The organism is Catellatospora tritici (assembly GCF_019083965.1).
Taxonomy (GTDB): Bacteria; Actinomycetota; Actinomycetes; order Mycobacteriales; family Micromonosporaceae; genus Catellatospora; species Catellatospora tritici.
Map to the genome: position 1 here is coordinate 49,086 of NZ_JAHRCY010000019.1, position 18,816 is coordinate 67,901.

The window sequence follows — 18,816 nt, forward strand, 5'->3', positions numbered from 1 at the left end:
CCGATTCCCTCGTCCCGGCGCACCCCGGTCCGAGCCCGCAGGCCGATGAGCCGCCGGTCCCGGACCGCGACGATCGACCGCATGACGAATTCCCCTCACCACAGGCGACAGGGGCTGGTCCCGGCCGGGCTGGTGCTGCTCACCGTGGTCCCGACGGCGGGCGGCGCGGTCCGGATCGCCGAGCTGTTCGGCGGCGCCGAGGTGACCCAGGAGAACGCGCGGTTCTTCGCCGCGCCCGCCCCCGTGCTGGTGCACATCTTCAGCGCGACCCTGTTCTGTCTGCTCGGCGCCTTCCAGTTCGCGCCCGCGCTGCGGCGGCGCCGCAACGGCTGGCACCGGGCCGCCGGACGGGTCGCGGCGCCGCTGGGCCTGGTCGCCGCCCTGTCGGGCCTGTGGATGTCCGCCCTGTACCCGGACGCGCCCGGTGACGGCCTGCCAGTGCGCCTGCTCCGACTCGGATTCGGCAGCCTGATGGCCGGGTCGATCGTGTTGGGCTTCCTCGCGGCCCGCAACCGCGACTTCCGCACGCACCGGGTATGGATGATGCGCGGTTACGCGATCGGGCAGGGCGCGGGCACACAGGCCTTCACTCACCTGCCGTGGCTGCTGCTGGTGGGCATGCCGACCGGGAACGTGCGCGCCGGGTTGATGGCCGCGGGCTGGGTGATCAACCTGGCCGTGGTCGAGTGGTTCATCCGCCGTCGGCGCGGGGGCGTACGCACCGGCGATGCGGTCCGCCCCGCGGCGCCCGTCACGACTCCAGGAACGATGTCACCGCGCTGACGAAGGCGGCCGGGTCGTCGCGCCACGGCGCGTGCCCGGCCCCGGGCTGCGTCACCAGCCGGGCGCTGGGGAACATCGCGGCGAACTCGGCGCACAGCCGCGCCGACGGCCAGAGATCCACGCCCCCGGCCACCACCAGCACCGGCGCCCCGAAGGCGACGACACCCGCGAGGACCGTCGCGGGGTCGAGGGCGCCGTCGGCGTAGAACTGGCGGGCGGCGTCGCGGTTGCGCAGCGCCTCACCGGCCTCGTCGTAGGCGCGGGCGGCTTCGTCCCAGCGGCCGTGGCTGAACGGGGCGAGCGCGGCCCAGTCGTCGTCGGCGGCGGTGCCCGCGTTGACGCGCTCGAGTGCCGCGTACGCCTCGTCGAACCAGGGCTCGTCGCGCCGCTGCCGCGCGATGCGCAGGCTCTCGGCCGGGTCGGGCTGGGCACCGATCGGGCGCAGACTGGGCGTGACCAGCACCAGGTGCCGGATCCGGCCGGGGTGGGCCAACGCGTACGCCAGGGCGAGGCTGCCTCCGGCCGAGTGCCCGAGCAGGTCGAACCGCGCCAGCCCGAGCTCCTCGCGCAGCGCCTCGACGTCGCCCACCTGCCGGTCGAACCGGTACGTGGCCGGGTAGTCCGGCACCGCCGAGCCGCCGGTGCCGCGCAGGTCCAGCCGCACCAGCCGGCGGTGCGCGTCGAGCCCACCCAGGTCTCCCAGGTACGCCGACGCCTGCATGGGACCGCCGGGCACGCAGACCAGGGGCTCGCCATCGCCGGAGACGTGGTAGGCCAGGCGGAGGTCGTCGAAGCTCGCGAAGGTGTCCACGCACCGATGATCGCCAACGGTGTCGACGACGGCAACCCCGTCGAGATGCCAGGAAGGTGACGGTTCAGCGGTCCAGCAGGGCGATCAGGCCGGTGGGCAGCCCCGCTCGCCAGCAGGCCAGGTCGTGGCCGCCGTGGTATTCGGCGTAGTCGAGCCGGTAGCCCCGGGCGCGCAGCACGTCGCGCAGGTGGCGGTTGGCGACGAGGATGCGGGGCTGCTCGATCAGGCCGACCTCCTGGTAGAACCGGGTCGGCACCGGATCGGCGGTGCCGAATGCCGTGATCAGCGGACGGTCGGTGAAGTCGGTGGTGTCGTCGTCACCGGCTCGCGGCCACCAGAACGAGCCCGACTGGGCCAGCACCGCGCCGAAGCGCCGCGGGGCATGCAGTCCGGCGTACGCGGCCAGCAGCCCGCCGAAGCTCTGCCCGGCCACCACGGTCCGGGCCGGGTCGGCGGTGACCCGCCACTGCCCGTGCACCCACGGCATCAACTCTTCGAGCAGAAACCGCAGGTAGCGCGGATGATCGGTGAGCTCGGCGGTCCGGCTGTCGGGGTCCAGCGCGTCGATCATGATCGCGACCACGGGCGGGACGGCCCGCTCGGCGATCAGGTTGTCCAGCATCGTCGGCAGTCCGCAGTGCGCCCAGTCGTCGCCGTCGAACAGCAGCACCACCGGAAGGTCGTCCAGCTCGGCGTACCCAGGCGGGGTGTACGTCCAGATCCGCCGGGCGGTGCCGAGCACCGTGCTGGTGTGCCGCTGCTCGGCGACTGTGCCGGTCGGCACACCGGCGCGCGGGGCCAGCCACGGCTCGGGTGGGGCGTCGGGCAGCGCGAGCACCGAGCGGAGCGTGTGGTCGTACGGCAACGGGCCGAGGATGTCCGGATGGGACTCATCGGGCAGCGCTGCCGCGTTGAGGTCCCCCCACTCCTGGTCGGTCAGGCGCCGTCCGCCCAGCGGCACCGGCGACGGGCAGAACGCGTACGCGCCCCGGAAGTCGGCGCGCAGGCGCAGCGTCAGCCGCCATACGCCGTCGTCGTGGCGGGTCAGCAGCAGCGGGCTGAGATCGCCCCGGGTGTGGGCCTGGTAGGAGAGGGTGTTCAGGCGCAGCAGCACGTCCGCCGCGCCGTCACCGGACCAGCTGAACGTGACCTGCCGAAACGCGGGATCGGGGTCGGCCTCGACGAGCATGTACGCCTCCCGGGGGTCGACGACGGGTCCCACAGGGTATCGAGCTACGTCACCCTTTGTCCGTCCCGGCCGCCGCCACGATCGCGCTGATGGTCGGGGTGTCGAAGAAGACGTGCAACGGCAGGTCGACGCCGAGCCGCTGGCGCAGCCGGGCGGCGATCTTCGTGACGGTCAGCGAGTGTCCGCCGAGGTCGAACAGGTCGTCGTCGGGGCCGAACTCGCCGTGGCCGAGGACCTCGCGCCAGATCTCGTACACCTGCAGGGACAGGCCGGTGAAGGCGCGCGGGCTGGCCTGCGGGGTGAGCACGGTGCCGGTCAGACCGACCAACGCGGACCGGTCGAGCTTGCCGTTGGCGTTGCGGGGCAGCTCGTCGACGCGTACGAACGACGACGGCACCAGGTGCGCGGGCAGCTGCTCGGCCAGCAGCTCGCGCAGCCGCACCGGCGCCGGATCGCCCACCAGGTACGCCACCAGCGCGTCGCCGTCGACAGCCACCGCCGCGTCGCTCACCGACGGCAGCGTACGCAGGTGCGCCTCGACCTCGCCGGGTTCGATCCGGAAGCCGCGCACCTTCACCTGCTCGTCCACTCGCCGGTGGAACTCCAGGCTGCCGTCGGGCAGGTGCCGGACCCGGTCACCGGTGCGGTAGAGCCGCCCCCACGGGGTGTCCACGAACCTCGCCGCGGTCAGCTCGGGCCGGTCGAGGTAGCCGCGAGCCACCCCGGCGCCGCCCAGGCACAGTTCGCCGATCACGCCTTCGGGCACCGGGCGCAGCCCGCCGTCCAGGACGTACGCGGTGGTGTTGGCCAGGGGGCGGCCGATGGTGACCGGCGCCCCGTCGACGATCTCGGCGGCGGTGGACCAGACCGTGGTCTCGGTGGGGCCGTACAGGTTGACCAGCCGCAGCGACCGTTTGCGCACCTCGGCGGCGACCGGATCGGGCAGCGCCTCCGCGCCGGAGAACGCTGTCACGTGCGGCTCGTCGTAGCCAGCGTCGACCAGCCGCCGCCACGTCGACGGGGTGAGGTGGGCGTGGGTGATCCGGTGCGCGCGCAGCAGCGCCAGCAGCCGCTCGCCGTCGCGGGACTGCTCGGCGGTGGCCAGCACGGTGGTGCCGCCGGTGGCCAGCGGCAGCCACAGCTCCGGCACGGACATGTCGAACGCGGCCGGGGCGACGGCCAGCCACACGTCGCCGGGCCCGGTCGGGGCGACCTCCGGCAGCGCGTGCAGCAGGTTCACCACGTTCGGGTGGGTGATCCGCACGCCCTTGGGCCGTCCGGTGGAGCCGGAGGTGTAGATGACGTAGCACAGGTCGTGCTCGACCTGGCGCGGCTCGGGCTCCAGCCCGGTGATCATCACCGCGCCGTCCGATGCGGACACCAGGGCCGACGGGCGGGCGTCGGCGAGCAGGTCGGCGCGGCGGGCGGCCGGGTGTTCCGGGTCCAGGGGCAGGTAGGCCGCGCCGGTGCGCAGCACGCCGAGTAGCGCGGGCAGCAGGTGCGAGGTGCGCGGCAGGCACACCGCGACCAGGTCGCCGGAGCCGACGCCGCGTCCGGCCAGGTCGGCGGCGATCGTGTCGGCCTCGGCGGCGAGCTGGGCATAGGTGAGGGTGCGGTCGGCGGCGACCACCGCCACCGCGTCCGGCGTGGCCGCGACCTGGGCGCCGACCAGGCCGGTCAGGGTGGCGGCCAGGTCCAGGTCGCGGGCGGTGTCGTTCCAGGTCCGCAGCAGGCGGTCGCGTTCGGCGGCGGCGAGCAGGTCCAGGTCGTGGCGCGGCGCTTCGGGAGTACGGGCGAACCCGTCCAGCAGGGCGCGCAGGTGCCCGGCGACGCGCTCGGCGTCGCGGCGGTCCAACCGGGCCGGGTCGTAGTGCAGCAGCACCGGCAGGGCGGTGGCGGCCGGGTCGTCGAGCAGTTGCAGGTGCAGCGTGTTGCGGGACGCGTGGTGATGCGCGGTCCAGTCCACCCGCACGGCCAGCCCGGCGAAGTCGGGTTCGGGGCGGGTGCGGCGGCGGTAGCTGACCGACACCGGGGTCAGCGCGGCCCGGGGGCTGAGGCCGGACACGGCCCGCGACAGCGGCACGTCCCGCAGCGGGTATGCCGAGCGCAGCAGCCCGCGCACCCGCGTGACCTGGTCGGCGGCCGTGCCATGATCGTCAGGGGCGGTGGCGGGCACGGTCATCGGCAGCTCGTTGACGAACAGGCCGACGGTGCCGTGCGCGTCGCGGGGGCGGGTGCCGAGGTCCACGCCGACCGTGGGCGCCGGGTCGCCGTACCGGTCGAGCAGGGTCAGCAGCCCGGCCAGCACCACCTCGAACACGGTCGCGCCGAGCCGGGCGGCCACGTCTCGCAGCGCCATCGCGTCCAATTCGGACCGCACGGTGGTGCCGGGGGTGGCCGCCGCACCGCCCCGGCCGCGTAGGCCCGGCAGGCTGGGCTCGCCCGCAGGCGCATACGCGGTGGTCCAGTGCGCCGACGCCGCGGGCACGAGCTGCTCGATGCGCGCGGTCTGGGCGTCGGCGAACTCGACGAACGCCGGAGCCGGTGCCGCGGCCCGGCCGGAGTAGGCGGCGGCCAGCTCCGCGAGCAGGATCTCCTTGGACTCGCCGTCGAAGACCAGGTGGTGTGCCACGATCAGCAGCAGGTGCCGGTCGGGTGCCAGCGGCGCGAGGGTGAACCGGACCAGCGGACCGGCGGCCAGGTCGAACGGGGCCAGCGTCGCCTCGCGTACGAACGCCTCGACGTCGGCGGGCGGCGCCACCACCTCCAGCGTGGGCAGGCAGGTCGCGGGAACCAACCTGACCCGGTCGCCGACCTCGGCGAACGCGCTGCCGAGCACCGGCTGCCCGGCCACCACGGCGGCGACGGCCGAGGTCAGCCGGTCGACGTCGAGCGGTCCGTCGAGCCGCACCGGCAGCGGCATGTGGTAGGCGGTGCCGGCCAGGCCCAGGCGTTCGGTCAACCACATGCCGTGCTGTGCGGGGCTGCTCATCGGTGCTCCTTGTGCGTGGGCGACCGCGGATCGAGTTCGGCTACCGCCCGCGTGAGCAGAGCGGTCACCCGGGCGGCCAGCTCGTCCATGGTGGATCTATCGAACGTGTGGTGATTCCACAGCAGATGGGCCACGACCCGACCGTCGGGGTGTTGCACCACGGCCAGTTCCGGAGCCTGCAGGTCGGGCTCGCCGCCGGGCGTGGGCCAGTCGGCGTCCAGGGCCCGGGGCAGCTCGAACGCCTCCGACTCCAGGCCGGGGAAGTGCGCCTGCCCGGACCAGCTCTCCACCCGCAGCCAGGCCGCGCCCGGATGCCTGCGGTAGAACTCGACGAACGGATAGTGCTGGTGGTCCAGTGCCGCGAGCGCCGCCACCCGGGTGCGGCGCAGCAGCTCGCGCGGGCCGGGCGTGCCGGAGGTGTCGACCCGCAACAGCAGCGACTGGCTCAGGCAGCCGATCAGCGCCTCGCTGCCGGGCAGGGTGCGACCGGGCACGGGCGACATCATCACGATGTCGTCGGTGCCGGTGCGCTCGGCCAGCGCCGCCGCCCAGCACGAGGCGATCAGCATGAACGGAGTCGCGCCCTGAGCGGGCGCGGCCCGCCGGAGGCCGTCGACCAGCGCAGGGGCGAGGGTCCATTCCAGTTGGGCGCTGCGCAGCCGGGTCGCGGTCTTGCGTCCGGCGAAGGGCACCAGGTTGGCGGGTGCGCCGTCGAGGACCCGGCGCCAGTGCGGCAGCGTGGTCTGCCAGCGACTTCGGGTGTACGCGACGAAGTCCCGCACCGTCAGCGCGGGCACCGGCGGCAGCCCCGCCCCGGTTCGCAGCCCGGAGTACGCCAGCCCCAGCTCGTGCAGCAGCACCCCCATCGACGCCCCGTCGCACACGAGGTGGTGCACCGCCAGCCCGAGCACGTGATCGTCGTCGGCGACACTGGCGACCATGGCCCGCACCAGCGGCCCGTGCCCGGTGTCGAACCGTCCTTCCCGGTCCTCCCGGCACAGCTGCCCGGCGTGCTCGGCGTCGCGCGCCCGCGCCCGGGTCACCACCGGCGGGCAGCTGTCCAGCACCCGCGCCACGTCCCGGTCGAACACCGTGCGCAGCGACTCGTGCCGTCCGATGACCTCCGTCAACGCCCGTTCCAGCAGGTCGGCATCGAGCTGGTCGCGCACCCGGATGCCGATGCTGATCGGGCCGACGTCGCGGGGCTCGCCGGTCGCCCACATCCACGCCAGCATGCTCTCCTGGGTGGAGCTGAGCGGCACGGCCTCGTCCACGCCGGTCGCCGCGTCCCGGCGCGACGGTGCCAGCTCCGCCAATCGGGCCGCCTGCGTGGCCAGCACGGGTGTCTCGAAGACCAGCGACACCGGTACGTCCACGCCCAGGCGGGCGGTGGCGGCGGCGGCCAGGCGGGTGGCCCGCATCGAGTCGCCGCCGAGGGCGAAGAAGTCGTCGCCGACGCCTACCTCGGTCGCGCCGAGCACGTCGCGCCACAACCCGGCCAGCGCCGACTCGGCCTCGGTGCGCGGGGCGACCCGGGCCGGGCGCTGTGCGAACAGTTCCCGGACGGCACTCTTGAGCACCTTGCCGCTCGCGTTGCGGGGCAGCTCGGACACGGTCAGGATCCGGGTCGGCAGCTCGTACGCGGCGAGGTGGTCGGCGAGGAAGGCGCGCAGGTCCGGGGTGGTGGCCGGGTCGCGCAGGACGACGGCGGCGGCGACGGTGGCGCCCAGGACCGGGTGCGGCAGGCCGAGGGCGGCGGCGGTGACGACCTGTGGATGCTCATGCAGGGCCGCCTCGACGCGCAGCGTGGACACCCGCCACGCCCCGGCGTTGATCAGGTCGGATTCGCGGTCGACCAGGTACAGGTAGCCGTCGGGGTCGAGGTAGCCGAGGTCGCCCATGCGCACCCAGCCGTCGCGGAACGTGGCGGCGGTCGCGGCGGGGTCGCCGTGGTAGGCGCGGACGGTGTCACCGGCGCGCAGCCATACCTCGCCGGTCTCGCCAGTGGCGGCGGGGGTGCCGTCGGCGGTGCGGATGCGCAGGTCGGCGCCGCCCGCCGGACGGCCGACGGAGGCCGGGCGGTCGGGGTCGAAGACCATGCTGGTGTGGGCGGGCGCGGCCTCGGTGGAGGTGTAGTTGTTCACGATCACCGCCTCGGGCAGGGCCGTGGCCAGCGCCTTGGCGACCGTCGGCGGCAGCGCGGCGGCGGTGCACGACACCAGTTCCACGAAGTCCAGGCCGTGGCGGTCGAACACGGCGGATTCGAGCAGCCCGGTGGCCATCGCGGGCACCAGGAACAGCGAACCGGCGCGGTGTGCGGTGACGGCGCGGGCGTAGGCCTCGGCGTCGAAGGCGGGCAGCACGACCATGGTCGGGTGCGCGACCATGGCCATGACCAGCATGGTCTGCGCGGCGTTGGTGCCCAGCGGGAACGCGTGCACCGCGTGGCGCGAGTGCCGCAGCGGCGGCCGGGCCGGATCGAGGCCGAGGGTCAGGTTGCCGTGGCTGGCGGCCACACCCTTGGGCGTGCCGGTGGTGCCGGAGGTGTAGATGATCTGCGCGATCTGTCCGGGCTCGACGATGGCCGTCGGTGGACCCGGGCGCGTGGTGTCCAGATCGGACAGCGTCCAGCCGCCGGTGCCGACGGTCGCGGAGACCCCCGCGTGCTCGTACAGCTCCCGCAGGCGGGAGTCGGGCATCGTCGCCGACAGCGGCACGGCCACCGCGCCGATCCCGGTCACCGCGGCGTACGCGACGGCGTAGTCCAGCCAACCGGACCCGTCGAACACCAGCGCGACCCGGTCGCCGGGCCGGACGCCCCGCGCGAGCAGCCCGTGCCCGGCCGCGTACGACCTGGTGAGCCACTGTGCGGCGGACAGCTCCGCACCCTGCCCGGTGCCGTCGACCAGCCGCAGGGCGGCGTGATCGGGGCGGGCCGCCGCGCGGGCGGCCAGGAGTTCGGGCAGGGTGCGGAGCATGGTCACCTACAGCTGCCAGAGCGGGATGGCCGCGGCGATCGCCGCCGCACCCGCGTCGTTGGGGTGGATGTGGTCGCCGCTGTCGTACGCGGGCAGCAGCTTGGTCGGCGCGGCCGGGTCTCGCACGATCTGGTCGAAGTCGATCAGAGCGTCGAAGTCGTCACTGCCCCGCAGCCACGTGTTGACCGCCTGCCGGGTCGCCTCCTTGTCGACCGTCCACGACGAGTAGCCCTCGAACGGCCCGATCGTGGCCACGATCACCCGCACGCCCCGCGCCTTGGCCTGCAGTGCGAGCTGGCGCAGGCCGTCGGTGATCCGGGCGGCCGGGTCGTTGAAGAAGCTGATGTCGTTGACGCCGAGCTCGACGATGACGCTGCGCACGCCCGGCTGGGCGAGCACGTCGTAGTCGAGGCGGGCCAGCGCGCTCTCGCCCAGGGCGGGCGAGTTGAGCGTGACGCCGTCGCGGGTGACCTCGTTGCCCGCCAGGCTCACGTTGATCACGCCGGGGTCGCCCAGCGCGGGGAAGGTGCTGGTGATGCGGTTGGCGAGCTGGTCGGGCCAGCGCGTGTTGGCGCCGAAGGTGGCGCCGGACCCGTCGCTGACCGAGTCGCCGAGCACGACCACGGTCCCCAGGCCGGTCTTGGTCTGCACCTCGACCCCGGCCAGGTAGAAGAAGTCGTTGTAGGTCGCGGTCGGGGCGGCGCCGGTCTCGTCGGTCGCGTGGTCGCCGGCGTAGACGTAGGACGCCTGCCGGGCGGTCCAGTGCCAGGAGGCCGGGCCGGTGGCGGTGGGCAGATAGATGGTGACGGCGAGCTCGGAGACGGCGTCGACCGGCAGGTCGACCGGATCGCTGAGCACGTCGGCACCCTTGTAGACGGTGGTCGAGGCGGCTCCGCCGAAGGTCACCTCGCGGACGCTGCCCGGCTTGAGCTGGGCCGATCCGGCGGTGGCGGGCAGGCCGACGGTGACGTGGCCGATGGACAGCGGCTGGGTGCCGTACGCGTTGGTGAAGCGCAGCCGCACCTTCTCTCCGCCCAGCGAGATCCGCACGATCTGGCGGATGGACTGGTCGTTGAAGCCCGACAGGGAGCTGCCGGTGTTACCGAGGCTGGCGGCGGTCAGCGCGGTGCCCCAGGTCCCCACCCAGCGTGCGGGCAGTCCGCCCGACGCGGGCCCGGCCGCACCCACCACTGTGGACGCCAGCAGGCCTAAGGTGGCGACGCCGATGACGGCGCGCCGTCGAAAAACGGTGATCACGTTTGGAACCTCCAGAGATTCCATGAGGGGGTGGCGATCTGCCGCCGTGACGCGCTCACGATGCCAGCAAACAGTAAAGTTCCTTACATACAAATCTGTGGTGAAATATGTCGGTTCGGTTGATATAAATTGGCCCATCAATCAATAAGACGAACGGGCCGCCCGGGGGGCATCCGGGCGGCCCGCCGGCCTATCCGCCCCCGGCGCCGTCGGCCGGTAGGCAAGCTTCGATGATGTCGGCGGCGCGCGCCGCTCCCCCGGCCGCCAGCACATGCGCGCGCATCGCGGCGACCCCGGCCGCCACCAGCGGATCCCCGGCGACCCGATCGACCGTGGCGAGCAGCTCGCCCGGCGTGAGCGCGTGTACGTCGAGCACGGCCCCGATGCCGGTGTCGGCGACGCGGGCGGCGTTGACGTCCTGTTCGAGGGTGCGGGCGATGGCCACCTGCGGCACACCCGCCTGCACGCCCTCCATCAGACCCCCCATGCCCGCGTGCGAGACGAACACCTTCGCGTGTTCGAGCACCGCCAGCTGCGGCGCCGACGCCACCACCGACACGTTGGCCGGAGCCGGGCCGAGCTCGGCCGGGTCGAGCCTTCGCCCGATCGGCAGCACGACGTGCCAGGGCGTGTCCGCGAACGCCGCGAAGACCAAGCGGTAGAAGTCGGGCCAGCGGTTGTTGAGGGTGCCCAGCGACACCAGCGCCACCGGCGACCCGTCCGCGGGCGGCTGCCACGGCCGGTCCCCGGCGCGCGGGACAGTGCAGGGGCCGACGAAGCTGTAGGCGTCACCGAACGTCTGCCCGGCGTACTGGAACTCGCGGGGGAAGAAAGCCAGGTGGTGGGCGACCCGCGGGGTGAGGAACAGCTGCGGGCCATGCTCGCTCAGGCCGCGTTCGGCCAGGAACTTGTCCGCGCGTACGGCGAACTCCGCGAGCGTCGGATGGGTGCCGTCGATGTGCACCACCTCGCCGATGGACCACTGCGGCGCCGACACCATCATCGGCCACAGCTGGATCGACGGGACGCCGTGCGCCAGCGCCAGCAGGTGCCCGGCGAACGCGATCCGGTCGAACAGCACGAGGTCCGGCGGGTCCGCGGCGAACGCGGGCTCCAGCTGCGGCAGGGTCGCCTCGGCCTCGGTGAGGAAATTGAGCATGCTGCGCCCGACGTGCTCCTCGCGGGCCGGGGCGCGCAGGTCCGGGTCGGTGTCGCCGGGCCGGGTCGACCGGTACGGCACCACCCGCGCCCCGGCCGCGCGCACATACGCCTCGCGGTCCGGGGTCGCGGTGTAGCTGACCAGGTGCCCGCGCCGGACCAGTTCCCTGACCACCCCAAGCGTCGGGAACAGATGGCCCAGCGCGGGCACGTTGAAGAAGGCGATGTGGCGCCGCCCGCGCAGCGGCCTAGCCACCGGCCACCCCCGTGAACACGGGTTGGTCGGCGTCGGCGGCCATCGCCCGCAGCACCGTGGCGAACTGCTCCGCCATGGCCGCCGCCGTCTCGGGCCGGAACAGTCCGGTGTCGTAGCGAAGCGTGATGTCCAGTCCGGACGGGCCGCGCCAGCTGTCCAGCACGAGGTCGTGCAGGATCTGCGGCGCGCTGGCGCCGAACGGCCGCCAGTCCAGGCCCGGCTCGGCCGGACCGGCGGTCTGCGTGTGCAGCGCGAAGATGACCTGGAAGACCTGGGTACGTGACGGGTCGCTGGGCGGGTCGACCGCGGCCACGACCTGCCCGAACGGCACCGACTGGCGACCCAGCCCGGCGATGGTGACCGCCCGGACCCGAGCCAGCAGCTCGGCATAAGTCGGCGCCCCGGACAGGTCCGCCCGTAGCGCGATCATGTTGCCGAACAGGCCGACCGCGTCCTCGGTCTCCACCAGCAGCCGCCCGGACACGGGCGTGCCGACGCAGATGTCGTCCTGCCCGGACCGCCGCGCCAGCACCGTCAGCAGCGCGGTCAGCAGCACCATGTACGGCGTGGCGCGCCGGGCACGGGCGAGCCGGTCGACGGCGTCGGCGTGCACCGCGTCCAGGTGCAGGTCGACCTGGTCGGCACGGGTGCTCTTGATCGGCGGACGGGGAAAGTCGTAGGGCAGCTCCAGCACCCTCACCCCGGACAGCTGCTCGACCCAGTACGCCAGGTCTTCGCCGCCCGACGCCTCGGCCAGCTGCCAGACGGCGAAGTCGGCGTAGCCGATGGGGGGTTCGGGCAGTACAGCACCGCGATAGTGCGCGGCGACCTCGCGCTCGATCACCAACGCGGACTCGCCGTCGGCGAGCAGGTGGTGCACGGCCGAGCACCAGACGTGGTCATCCTCGGCCAGCCGGATCAGCACCGAGCGGACCAGCTGCCCGCCGTCGAGGTCGAGCAGCGCGCCGGTGAGCTGCCCGACCAGTTCGTGGGCGCGCCGCTCGCCGTCGGGCCCGCCGGCGAAGTCGACCAGTTCGGTCTCGATCCCGCCCGGTGGGGCGATGATCTGCGTCGGGCCGTCCGCACCGATGGCGAAGGTGGTGCGCAGCGCGTCGTGCCGGTCGCACACCGCCGAGACCGCGGCGGTGAAAGCGGGGACGTCCAGCGGCCCGGTGATGCGGTTGACCAGTGCCACGATCGGCGAGGCCGTGCCCGGGTACGCGGTGCACAGGTGCCACATCCGCCGCTGCAGCAGCGACAGGGGCGCGGTGGTGACGGCGTCGGCGCGACGCGGGATGACCTGCATCAGTCGACCTGGATCGGCAGCTGGTCGTGGCCGCGGAACATGAACTGCGTCTGCGGTGTCGGCTGCCCGGCCAGGCGCAGCCCCGGCAGCCGCTCGAACAGGGCCGGGAAGGCGATCGCGCCCTCCATCCGGGTCATGCTCGCGCCGAGGCAGTAGTGCCCGCCGAGGCTGAAGCTCAGGCTCGACCCGCCCGACACCCGGTCGGGGTCGAACGCGTCGGGGTCCGGGAAGTGGCGCGGGTCGCGGTTGGCCGCGCCGAGCAGCACCAGCAGCGTGTCCCCGGCGCGTACGGGGTGGCCACCGACCTCGGTGTCGGCCATGGCGTACCGGATGGTGAACTGCACCGGCGGCTCCAGGCGCAGGATCTCCTCCACGATCGCCGGGACGCTCTCGGGCCGGGTGGTGATCCGCTCGCGCAGGTGCGGGTGCTCCAGCAGCAGCCGCAGGCCGTTGCCGAACATGTGCGTGGTGGTGACGAACCCCGCGTTGTACGTGGTGATCAGGTTCGCGACCAGCTCGTCGAAGCTGAGCCGCCCCGGCGACTCCTCCTGCACCCGGACCAGCTCGCTGGCCAGGTCGTCGCGCGGATCGTCGCGGCGGCGCCGCACCAGCTCGGTGAAGTACTCGGTCAGCTCGGTAGCGGCCACGTCGGCACGGGCCAGGTTGGACCAGGTGTTGCCGTCGAGCTCGAAGATGGCGCCGATCGCGGTGACCCGGGGGCGGCACCAGTCGCGGTCGGCCTCGGGCACGCCGAGCAGGTCACCGACGATGCGGCTGGGCACGTCGTAGGCGAACTCGGTCATGAAGTCGAGCACGGTGCCGTCGGCCCCGACCCGGGCCAGGTGGTCGATGCGATCGTGGATGAGCTTGGTCATCTCCGGCTCGAACGCGGCGACGCGGCGGGCGGTGAAGAACGAGGCGATGACGCGCCGCATCCGGGTGTGCTCCGGGCCGTCGCTGAAGAAAAGCGAGTTGCGCAGCGTACGCAGGCACGCGTGCTCACGCCAGCGGGGGCGGTTGCGGTCGAGGTAGTCGATGTCGATCTGCCGGAAGCCGCTGTCGCGCAGCACGTGGGCGACGGCGTCGTGACCGTGCACGGCAAGCGCGTAGCCGTCACGGCGCGGGTTCATGGGGCTGGCGTCACCGACTTCGTGCAGTTGTGCGTATATCCGGAATGGAGCCAACCGGCCTTCCGGGTTGAGCAGTGCTTGCAACTCCATCGACGACCACCCGTCTCAACGGCTGCAGGGCATCTGTACCTGTACAACTATTAGCATGCTTTACTCGTACTGAAAAGGTTCTTTCCAGAATAGATGTCCGTGCAGCTCAGCATGGTTGAATCCATCGCCAATCGTCTCTTTTAGCAGCGGAGCGAGCAGCCGGTACAAAGCTCCTAATCGATGCATCGGCACGAAACGCCGCAATGCGCCGGGCGCCAGTGTCCGCAACGCGGCGGCGCCGAGAGGCGAGCGGAGCGCGCGGGCCAGTTCACGCGATCCACCGACCACATCGGAGGCGGCCACGCCGTAGCAGAAGGCGGTCAGCCACAGCTGGAACAGCAGCGAGTCGGCCACCACCCGGCGCGCTCGACCCGCCGGATCGTGGCGGTGCGCCTGCTCGGCGTAGCGGTGGAGCAGGTCGGCGACGGTGACGCCGGACGGCGCGAGAAAGTCGTGCGCCCGGACCATACGCCAGCCGGTGTCCTCGCGGACCTGGCACATCGCGATGCCGTCGAACAGCAGCAGGTGCGGCACCATGCGGGCGGCGAGCACCGACTGCGGCCTGAAGGGAATGGCCCCCGGCTCGGCGAACAGGGCGGCGTGGCGCGGGCCGTGCAGGATGTCGTTGCCGACCAGCGACTCCCCCACCTCGTGCTCGGCCAGGTTCGGGCAGCTCACCAGCGGAGTGAGGCCGTGCGCACGGGTGAAGCGCAGCAGCAGCACGTCGTCGGGCTCGGCCGGCTCGGCCGGGAACTCGGCCAGGGCGTGCGCCACGGCCGTGGGCAGCACCACGGCGGTGGTCGGCACGTACGGGTCGAGCAGCGGCGCCCAGCCCACTCCGGCCAGCGCCGCCAGCCGCACCGCCGGCGAGGTACGCGAACCCCACTCGGTGAACAGGCACAGGATCGCCTCCGGCTGGGCGGCCGCGGCCCGGCGCACCAGCGCGGCGAACCCGTCGGCCAGTCGCATGTCGTCCTGCACCAGCACCCGGTGCGTGGCGCCCGGATCGGCACGGGCCCAAGCCAACCGCGCCGTACGCAGGGCGCCGGGCGGGCCGTCCGGGTCTGGGTCCTCGACCACCTCGAACGCGAGCTCCGGCACGCTCGCGGCGAGCGCACGGGCGGCGGCGCGGCGGCGTGGGTGCGCCGTCACGGCGGCCGACAGGGACACGTGCATTTAAGTATCTTAACTGTTAGGTTTCCTGATGGAATCCGCCGTCTGGTGGGCCCAATACGCGACCGTGCCCCCTGGAGGCGTCGTGCGTCGGTGGATCGAGCTGGCGAAACTGCTGCCCCGCGCGGGTGCGCTGCCCGTGACCGCCGCGCTCGCGATCAGTGTCGTGTTCGGACTCGCGCCCATCGCTTTCATCCTCGCGATGAGTGTGCTGCTGTCCCAGGTGCCCGCCGTGGCCAAGGGCGAGGGCACGCTCGGCACCGCCACCGCGCTGACCCTGGCCGCGCTCGCGGTCCAGCAACTGCTCGGCCCGTTCCAGACCGCGCTGGCCGAACTCATTTCACGCCGGGTCGACGCCCACTGCGTACGGCGCGCACTGGTGGCGGCGTACCGACGCGCGCCCGTGGCGACCCTGGAACGGCCGGGCACGCTGGACCTGCTCGCCGACGTACGCGCCGCGATGGACCGGACCACGCCGTCACCGGGCGACGCCGCCGCCGCGCTGCCCGCGCTGCTGGCCCGCTATACGCAGCTCACCGGTGCGGTGGCGCTCATCGCGGTGGTGCTGTCGCCGGTCACCGCCGTCATCGTCGCGGTGACCGCGCTGGTGATCCGATTCGGCCAGCGCGGTTCGCTGGCTCGCTTCGGCGCGCACTGGGACGCCCTGTCGCCGCGACGGCGACGGCTGGCCTACGTACGCGGCCTGGCCACGGGCACCGCGGCGGCCAAGGAGGTGCGCGTGCTCGGCCTGCTGGACTGGATCACCCGGCGGCTGCACCGCGAGCACCGCGGCTACCTCGACCCGCTCTGGGCCATGCGGCGGCGCCTGCTGCTGTGGCCGTTCGTCGGGTTCGCGCTGATCGGGCTGGTCGGTGGCGCGCTCGGGCTGGCGACCATCGCCCAGGCGACCGCGCACGGCGAGTTGTCGCTGCTGGGCTACGGCATCGCCGTGCAGGCCGTGCTGATCCCGGTGCGGTTCGGCGTGTACTTCCCGGAGGCCGACGTGCAGACGCAGTTCGGCGGACGCGCGTACGCCGCGCTGGTCCGCTTCGAACAGGCCTGTGGCGACCCCGCCCCGCCCCCGGGCGAACTGCCCGCGCCGCAGCCCCGCGACGCCGTGCGCTTCGAGGCGGTCGGCTTCGCCTACCCCGGCGGACACCGCGTGTTCGAGGCCCTGGACCTGACCATCCCGGCCGGGCGGTGCACCGCGATCGTCGGGCTCAACGGGGCGGGCAAGACCACCCTGGTGAAGCTGCTGACCCGCTGCTACGACCCCGACTCCGGCGCGATCACCGTCGACGGCACCGATCTGCGCGCGGTCGACCCGGCCGCCTGGCAGCGGCGGCTGGCCGTGGTGTTCCAGGACTTCAACCGGTACGAGCTGAGCGCGGGCGAGAACATCGGCCTGGGCACCGGCGCCCCCGCCGACTGGCACCACGCCGCCACCCGCGCCGGTGCCGACGACCTGCTCGAGGGGCTCGCCGACGGCCTCGACACCACTCTGAGCAGCCGCTACACCGGTGGCCAGGACCTGTCCGGCGGGCAGTGGCAGCGGATCGCACTGGCCCGCGCCCTGCACGCCATGTCACGCGGCGCGGCCCTGCTGGTGCTCGACGAGCCCACCGCCGCCCTCGACGTACGCGCCGAGGTCGAGTTCTTCGAGCGTTTCCTCGTCCAGACGCGGGGCACCACCAGCGTGATCATCTCGCACCGGTTCTCCACCGTCCGGCACGCCGACCGGATCGTGGTGCTGGCCGACGGGGTCGTGGCCGAGCAGGGCAGCCACGACGAGCTGATCGCGACGGGCGGCCGCTACGCGCAGCTGTTCGAGGCCCAGGCCTCGCGGTTCCGCGACCGCGAGGCGGTGGCGGCGTGAAGACCCCCGACTCCTCGCTGGCCACGGCCGTACGCTTCGTGCTCGGGCTGGCCTGGCGCGCCGACCGGCGCAAGCTGACCATCGGCGTCACGCTGCTGCTGGTCGGCTACCTGAGCACCCCGTTCGTCGGGTTTCTGCTGCGCGACTTCACCGACGCCGCGCTGCGCGGCCGGACCGCCACCGCGACCGCGATGGCCGTCGGCGTGGCCGCGCTGCTGGTGTTCGAGCTGATGATGGGTCACTTCGCGCACCTGTACTACTTCGAGGTCGGCGAGCAGGCGGGCACCGAACTGGACCGGCGCCTGGTCGGGCTCGCCGGTGGCGGCAGCGGCATCGCGCACCTCGACGACCCGCGCTTCAACGACACTCTCGCGCTGGCCGCGCAGGACGCCGCCCAGGCCCGGCCCGCCCTGGAGGGCGTGCTGCACCTGGCCGGGTTGGCGTTGCGCGCCGCGGTGACCGTCGTGCTGCTGGCGACAGTCAACCCGTGGCTGGCGCTGCTGCCGCTGGCGGCGGTGCCGCCGGTGCTGATCGCAAGGCGGGCCGCCGAACTGGCCAACCAGGCCCGGGAACGCACCGCCGAGGCGGGGCGGCTCGCCTCGCACCTGCTGTCGCTGGCCGCCGACGCCGACGCGGTCAAGGAGATCCGGCTGTCCGGTGCCGATGCGCACCTGCTCGACCGGCACGGGCGGGCGTGGCGGCAGACCACCGACGCGCTGTGGTCGGCGCAGTGGCGCGCGGCCGCACTGCGCGGCGCGGGGCAGCTGCTGTTCGCCGCCGCGTACGGCGGGGCGATCCTGGCCGTGCTGCACCAGGCCGTCACCGGCACCGCGACCGTGGGCGAGGTAATCCTCGTGGTGACCCTGGCGGTGCAGATCAGCGTCCAGGTCGCCGGGGCGATCGGGCTGCACGCGACCATGGCCTCGGCGGCGCGCACCGCGCAGCGGTTCGACGAACTCGCCGCCGCCGTGCCCGCACCCGGGCCCACCCGGTCGAAGGCGCCCCGGCGGCTGCGCCGAGGCATCCGGCTGCACGGCGTCGGCTTCGCCTACCCGGGCGCGGCCGAGCCCGTGCTGCACGGCGTCGACCTGACCATCCCGGCCGGGGCGACCGTGGCGCTGGTCGGCGAGAACGGCGCGGGCAAGAGCACCCTGGTCAAGCTGCTGTGCGGGCTGTATGAGCCGACCAGCGGGAAGATCACCGCCGACGGCGTCGACCTGCGTGACATCCCGGCCGCGAAGTGGCACGGGCGGATCGCGATGCTGTTCCAGGACTTCGCGAAGCTGAACCTGTCGGTACGTACCAACATCGGCATCGGACACCTGGCCCTGGCCACGGACGACACCGCGCTGCACGCGGCCGCCCGGCTGGCCCGCGCCGACGCGGTGGTGGCCCAGGCGGGCGGCCTGCGCGGCATGCTCGGCCGGGGGTACGCCGACGGCACCGAACTGTCCGGCGGGCAGTGGCAGTCGATCGGCCTGGCCCGCGCCCTGCTGCGCCCGGCGCCGCTGCTGCTGGCCCTGGACGAGCCCGCCGCCGCGTTGGACGCGCACGCCGAGGACGCCCTGTTCGGACGGTTCGCCGCCTCGGCCCGCCGAGCGGCCCGGGGTGCGGGTGCGATCACGCTGTTCACGTCACACCGGTTCTCGACCGTACGCGCCGCCGACCTGATCATCGTGCTGCGCGACGGCACCGTGGCCGACCAGGGGACCCACGACGAGCTGATGTCGCGGCCGGGGCTGTATCGGGAGCTGTACACGTTGCAGGCGCGCGCCTACGCGTGACACGGGACCGTCCACATCGGCTCCCACGAATGG

General features: G+C 73.5%; 12 protein-coding genes. 3 read left to right on the top strand and 9 right to left on the bottom strand.

The features are described from left to right. Window positions 1–81 precede the first annotated feature (81 nt). On the top strand, window positions 82–783 hold the full coding sequence (locus tag KUA19_RS32240) for a DUF2306 domain-containing protein (protein ID WP_254550438.1): 702 nt from the start codon (window positions 82–84) through the stop codon (window positions 781–783). On the opposite strand, the gene KUA19_RS32245 is transcribed toward KUA19_RS32240, so the two are convergent. From KUA19_RS32245 to KUA19_RS32285, 9 genes are all read right to left on the bottom strand, one after another. Beyond that, window positions 752–1,594: an alpha/beta fold hydrolase gene (locus KUA19_RS32245; protein ID WP_217402144.1), complete on the bottom strand. Its 843-nt coding sequence runs from the start codon at window positions 1,592–1,594 to the stop codon at window positions 752–754. The genes KUA19_RS32240 and KUA19_RS32245 overlap by 32 nt on opposite strands. Window positions 1,595–1,658: 64 nt before the next feature. Then, entirely contained in the window at window positions 1,659–2,816 is a 1,158-nt protein-coding gene (gene fes, locus KUA19_RS32250; RefSeq protein WP_217402153.1) for an enterochelin esterase, read from the bottom strand. A 16-nt stretch (window positions 2,817–2,832) separates the two neighbouring features. After that, a complete protein-coding gene (locus KUA19_RS32255; RefSeq protein WP_217402155.1) occupies window positions 2,833–5,775 on the bottom strand; it encodes a non-ribosomal peptide synthetase in 2,943 nt (980 codons plus the stop codon). Next, window positions 5,772–8,753: an AMP-binding protein gene (locus KUA19_RS32260; protein ID WP_254550455.1), complete on the bottom strand. Its 2,982-nt coding sequence runs from the start codon at window positions 8,751–8,753 to the stop codon at window positions 5,772–5,774. The genes KUA19_RS32255 and KUA19_RS32260 overlap by 4 nt, the downstream gene beginning before the upstream one ends. Window positions 8,754–8,759: 6 nt before the next feature. Then, the gene (locus KUA19_RS32265; protein ID WP_217402159.1) at window positions 8,760–10,010 is read right to left on the bottom strand and encodes an SGNH/GDSL hydrolase family protein; all 1,251 of its coding nucleotides are present in this window, start codon (window positions 10,008–10,010) and stop codon (window positions 8,760–8,762) included. A 190-nt stretch (window positions 10,011–10,200) separates the two neighbouring features. Further along, on the bottom strand, window positions 10,201–11,424 hold the full coding sequence (locus KUA19_RS32270) for a macrolide family glycosyltransferase (RefSeq protein WP_217402161.1): 1,224 nt from the start codon (window positions 11,422–11,424) through the stop codon (window positions 10,201–10,203). Continuing rightward, entirely contained in the window at window positions 11,417–12,730 is a 1,314-nt protein-coding gene (locus tag KUA19_RS32275) for a condensation domain-containing protein (protein WP_217402163.1), read from the bottom strand. Before KUA19_RS32275 ends, KUA19_RS32270 begins: the two co-directional genes overlap by 8 nt. Continuing rightward, window positions 12,730–13,950: a cytochrome P450 gene (locus KUA19_RS32280; RefSeq protein ID WP_217402165.1), complete on the bottom strand. Its 1,221-nt coding sequence runs from the start codon at window positions 13,948–13,950 to the stop codon at window positions 12,730–12,732. Before KUA19_RS32280 ends, KUA19_RS32275 begins: the two co-directional genes overlap by 1 nt. Before the next feature lie 60 nt (window positions 13,951–14,010). Continuing rightward, window positions 14,011–15,126, bottom strand: a complete 1,116-nt coding sequence (locus KUA19_RS32285) for a hypothetical protein (protein WP_217402167.1) — start codon at window positions 15,124–15,126, stop codon at window positions 14,011–14,013. 82 nt (window positions 15,127–15,208) lie between these two features. Here KUA19_RS32285 and KUA19_RS44755 point away from each other — a divergent pair, with 82 nt between their 5' ends. After that, window positions 15,209–16,999, top strand: a complete 1,791-nt coding sequence (locus tag KUA19_RS44755) for an ABC transporter ATP-binding protein (protein ID WP_217402169.1) — start codon at window positions 15,209–15,211, stop codon at window positions 16,997–16,999. Then, window positions 16,996–18,783 carry an ABC transporter ATP-binding protein gene (locus tag KUA19_RS44760; protein ID WP_217402171.1) on the top strand — a complete coding sequence of 596 codons (1,788 nt, stop codon included), beginning with the start codon at window positions 16,996–16,998 and terminating at the stop codon, window positions 18,781–18,783. Before KUA19_RS44755 ends, KUA19_RS44760 begins: the two co-directional genes overlap by 4 nt. Window positions 18,784–18,816: the final 33 nt, after the last annotated feature.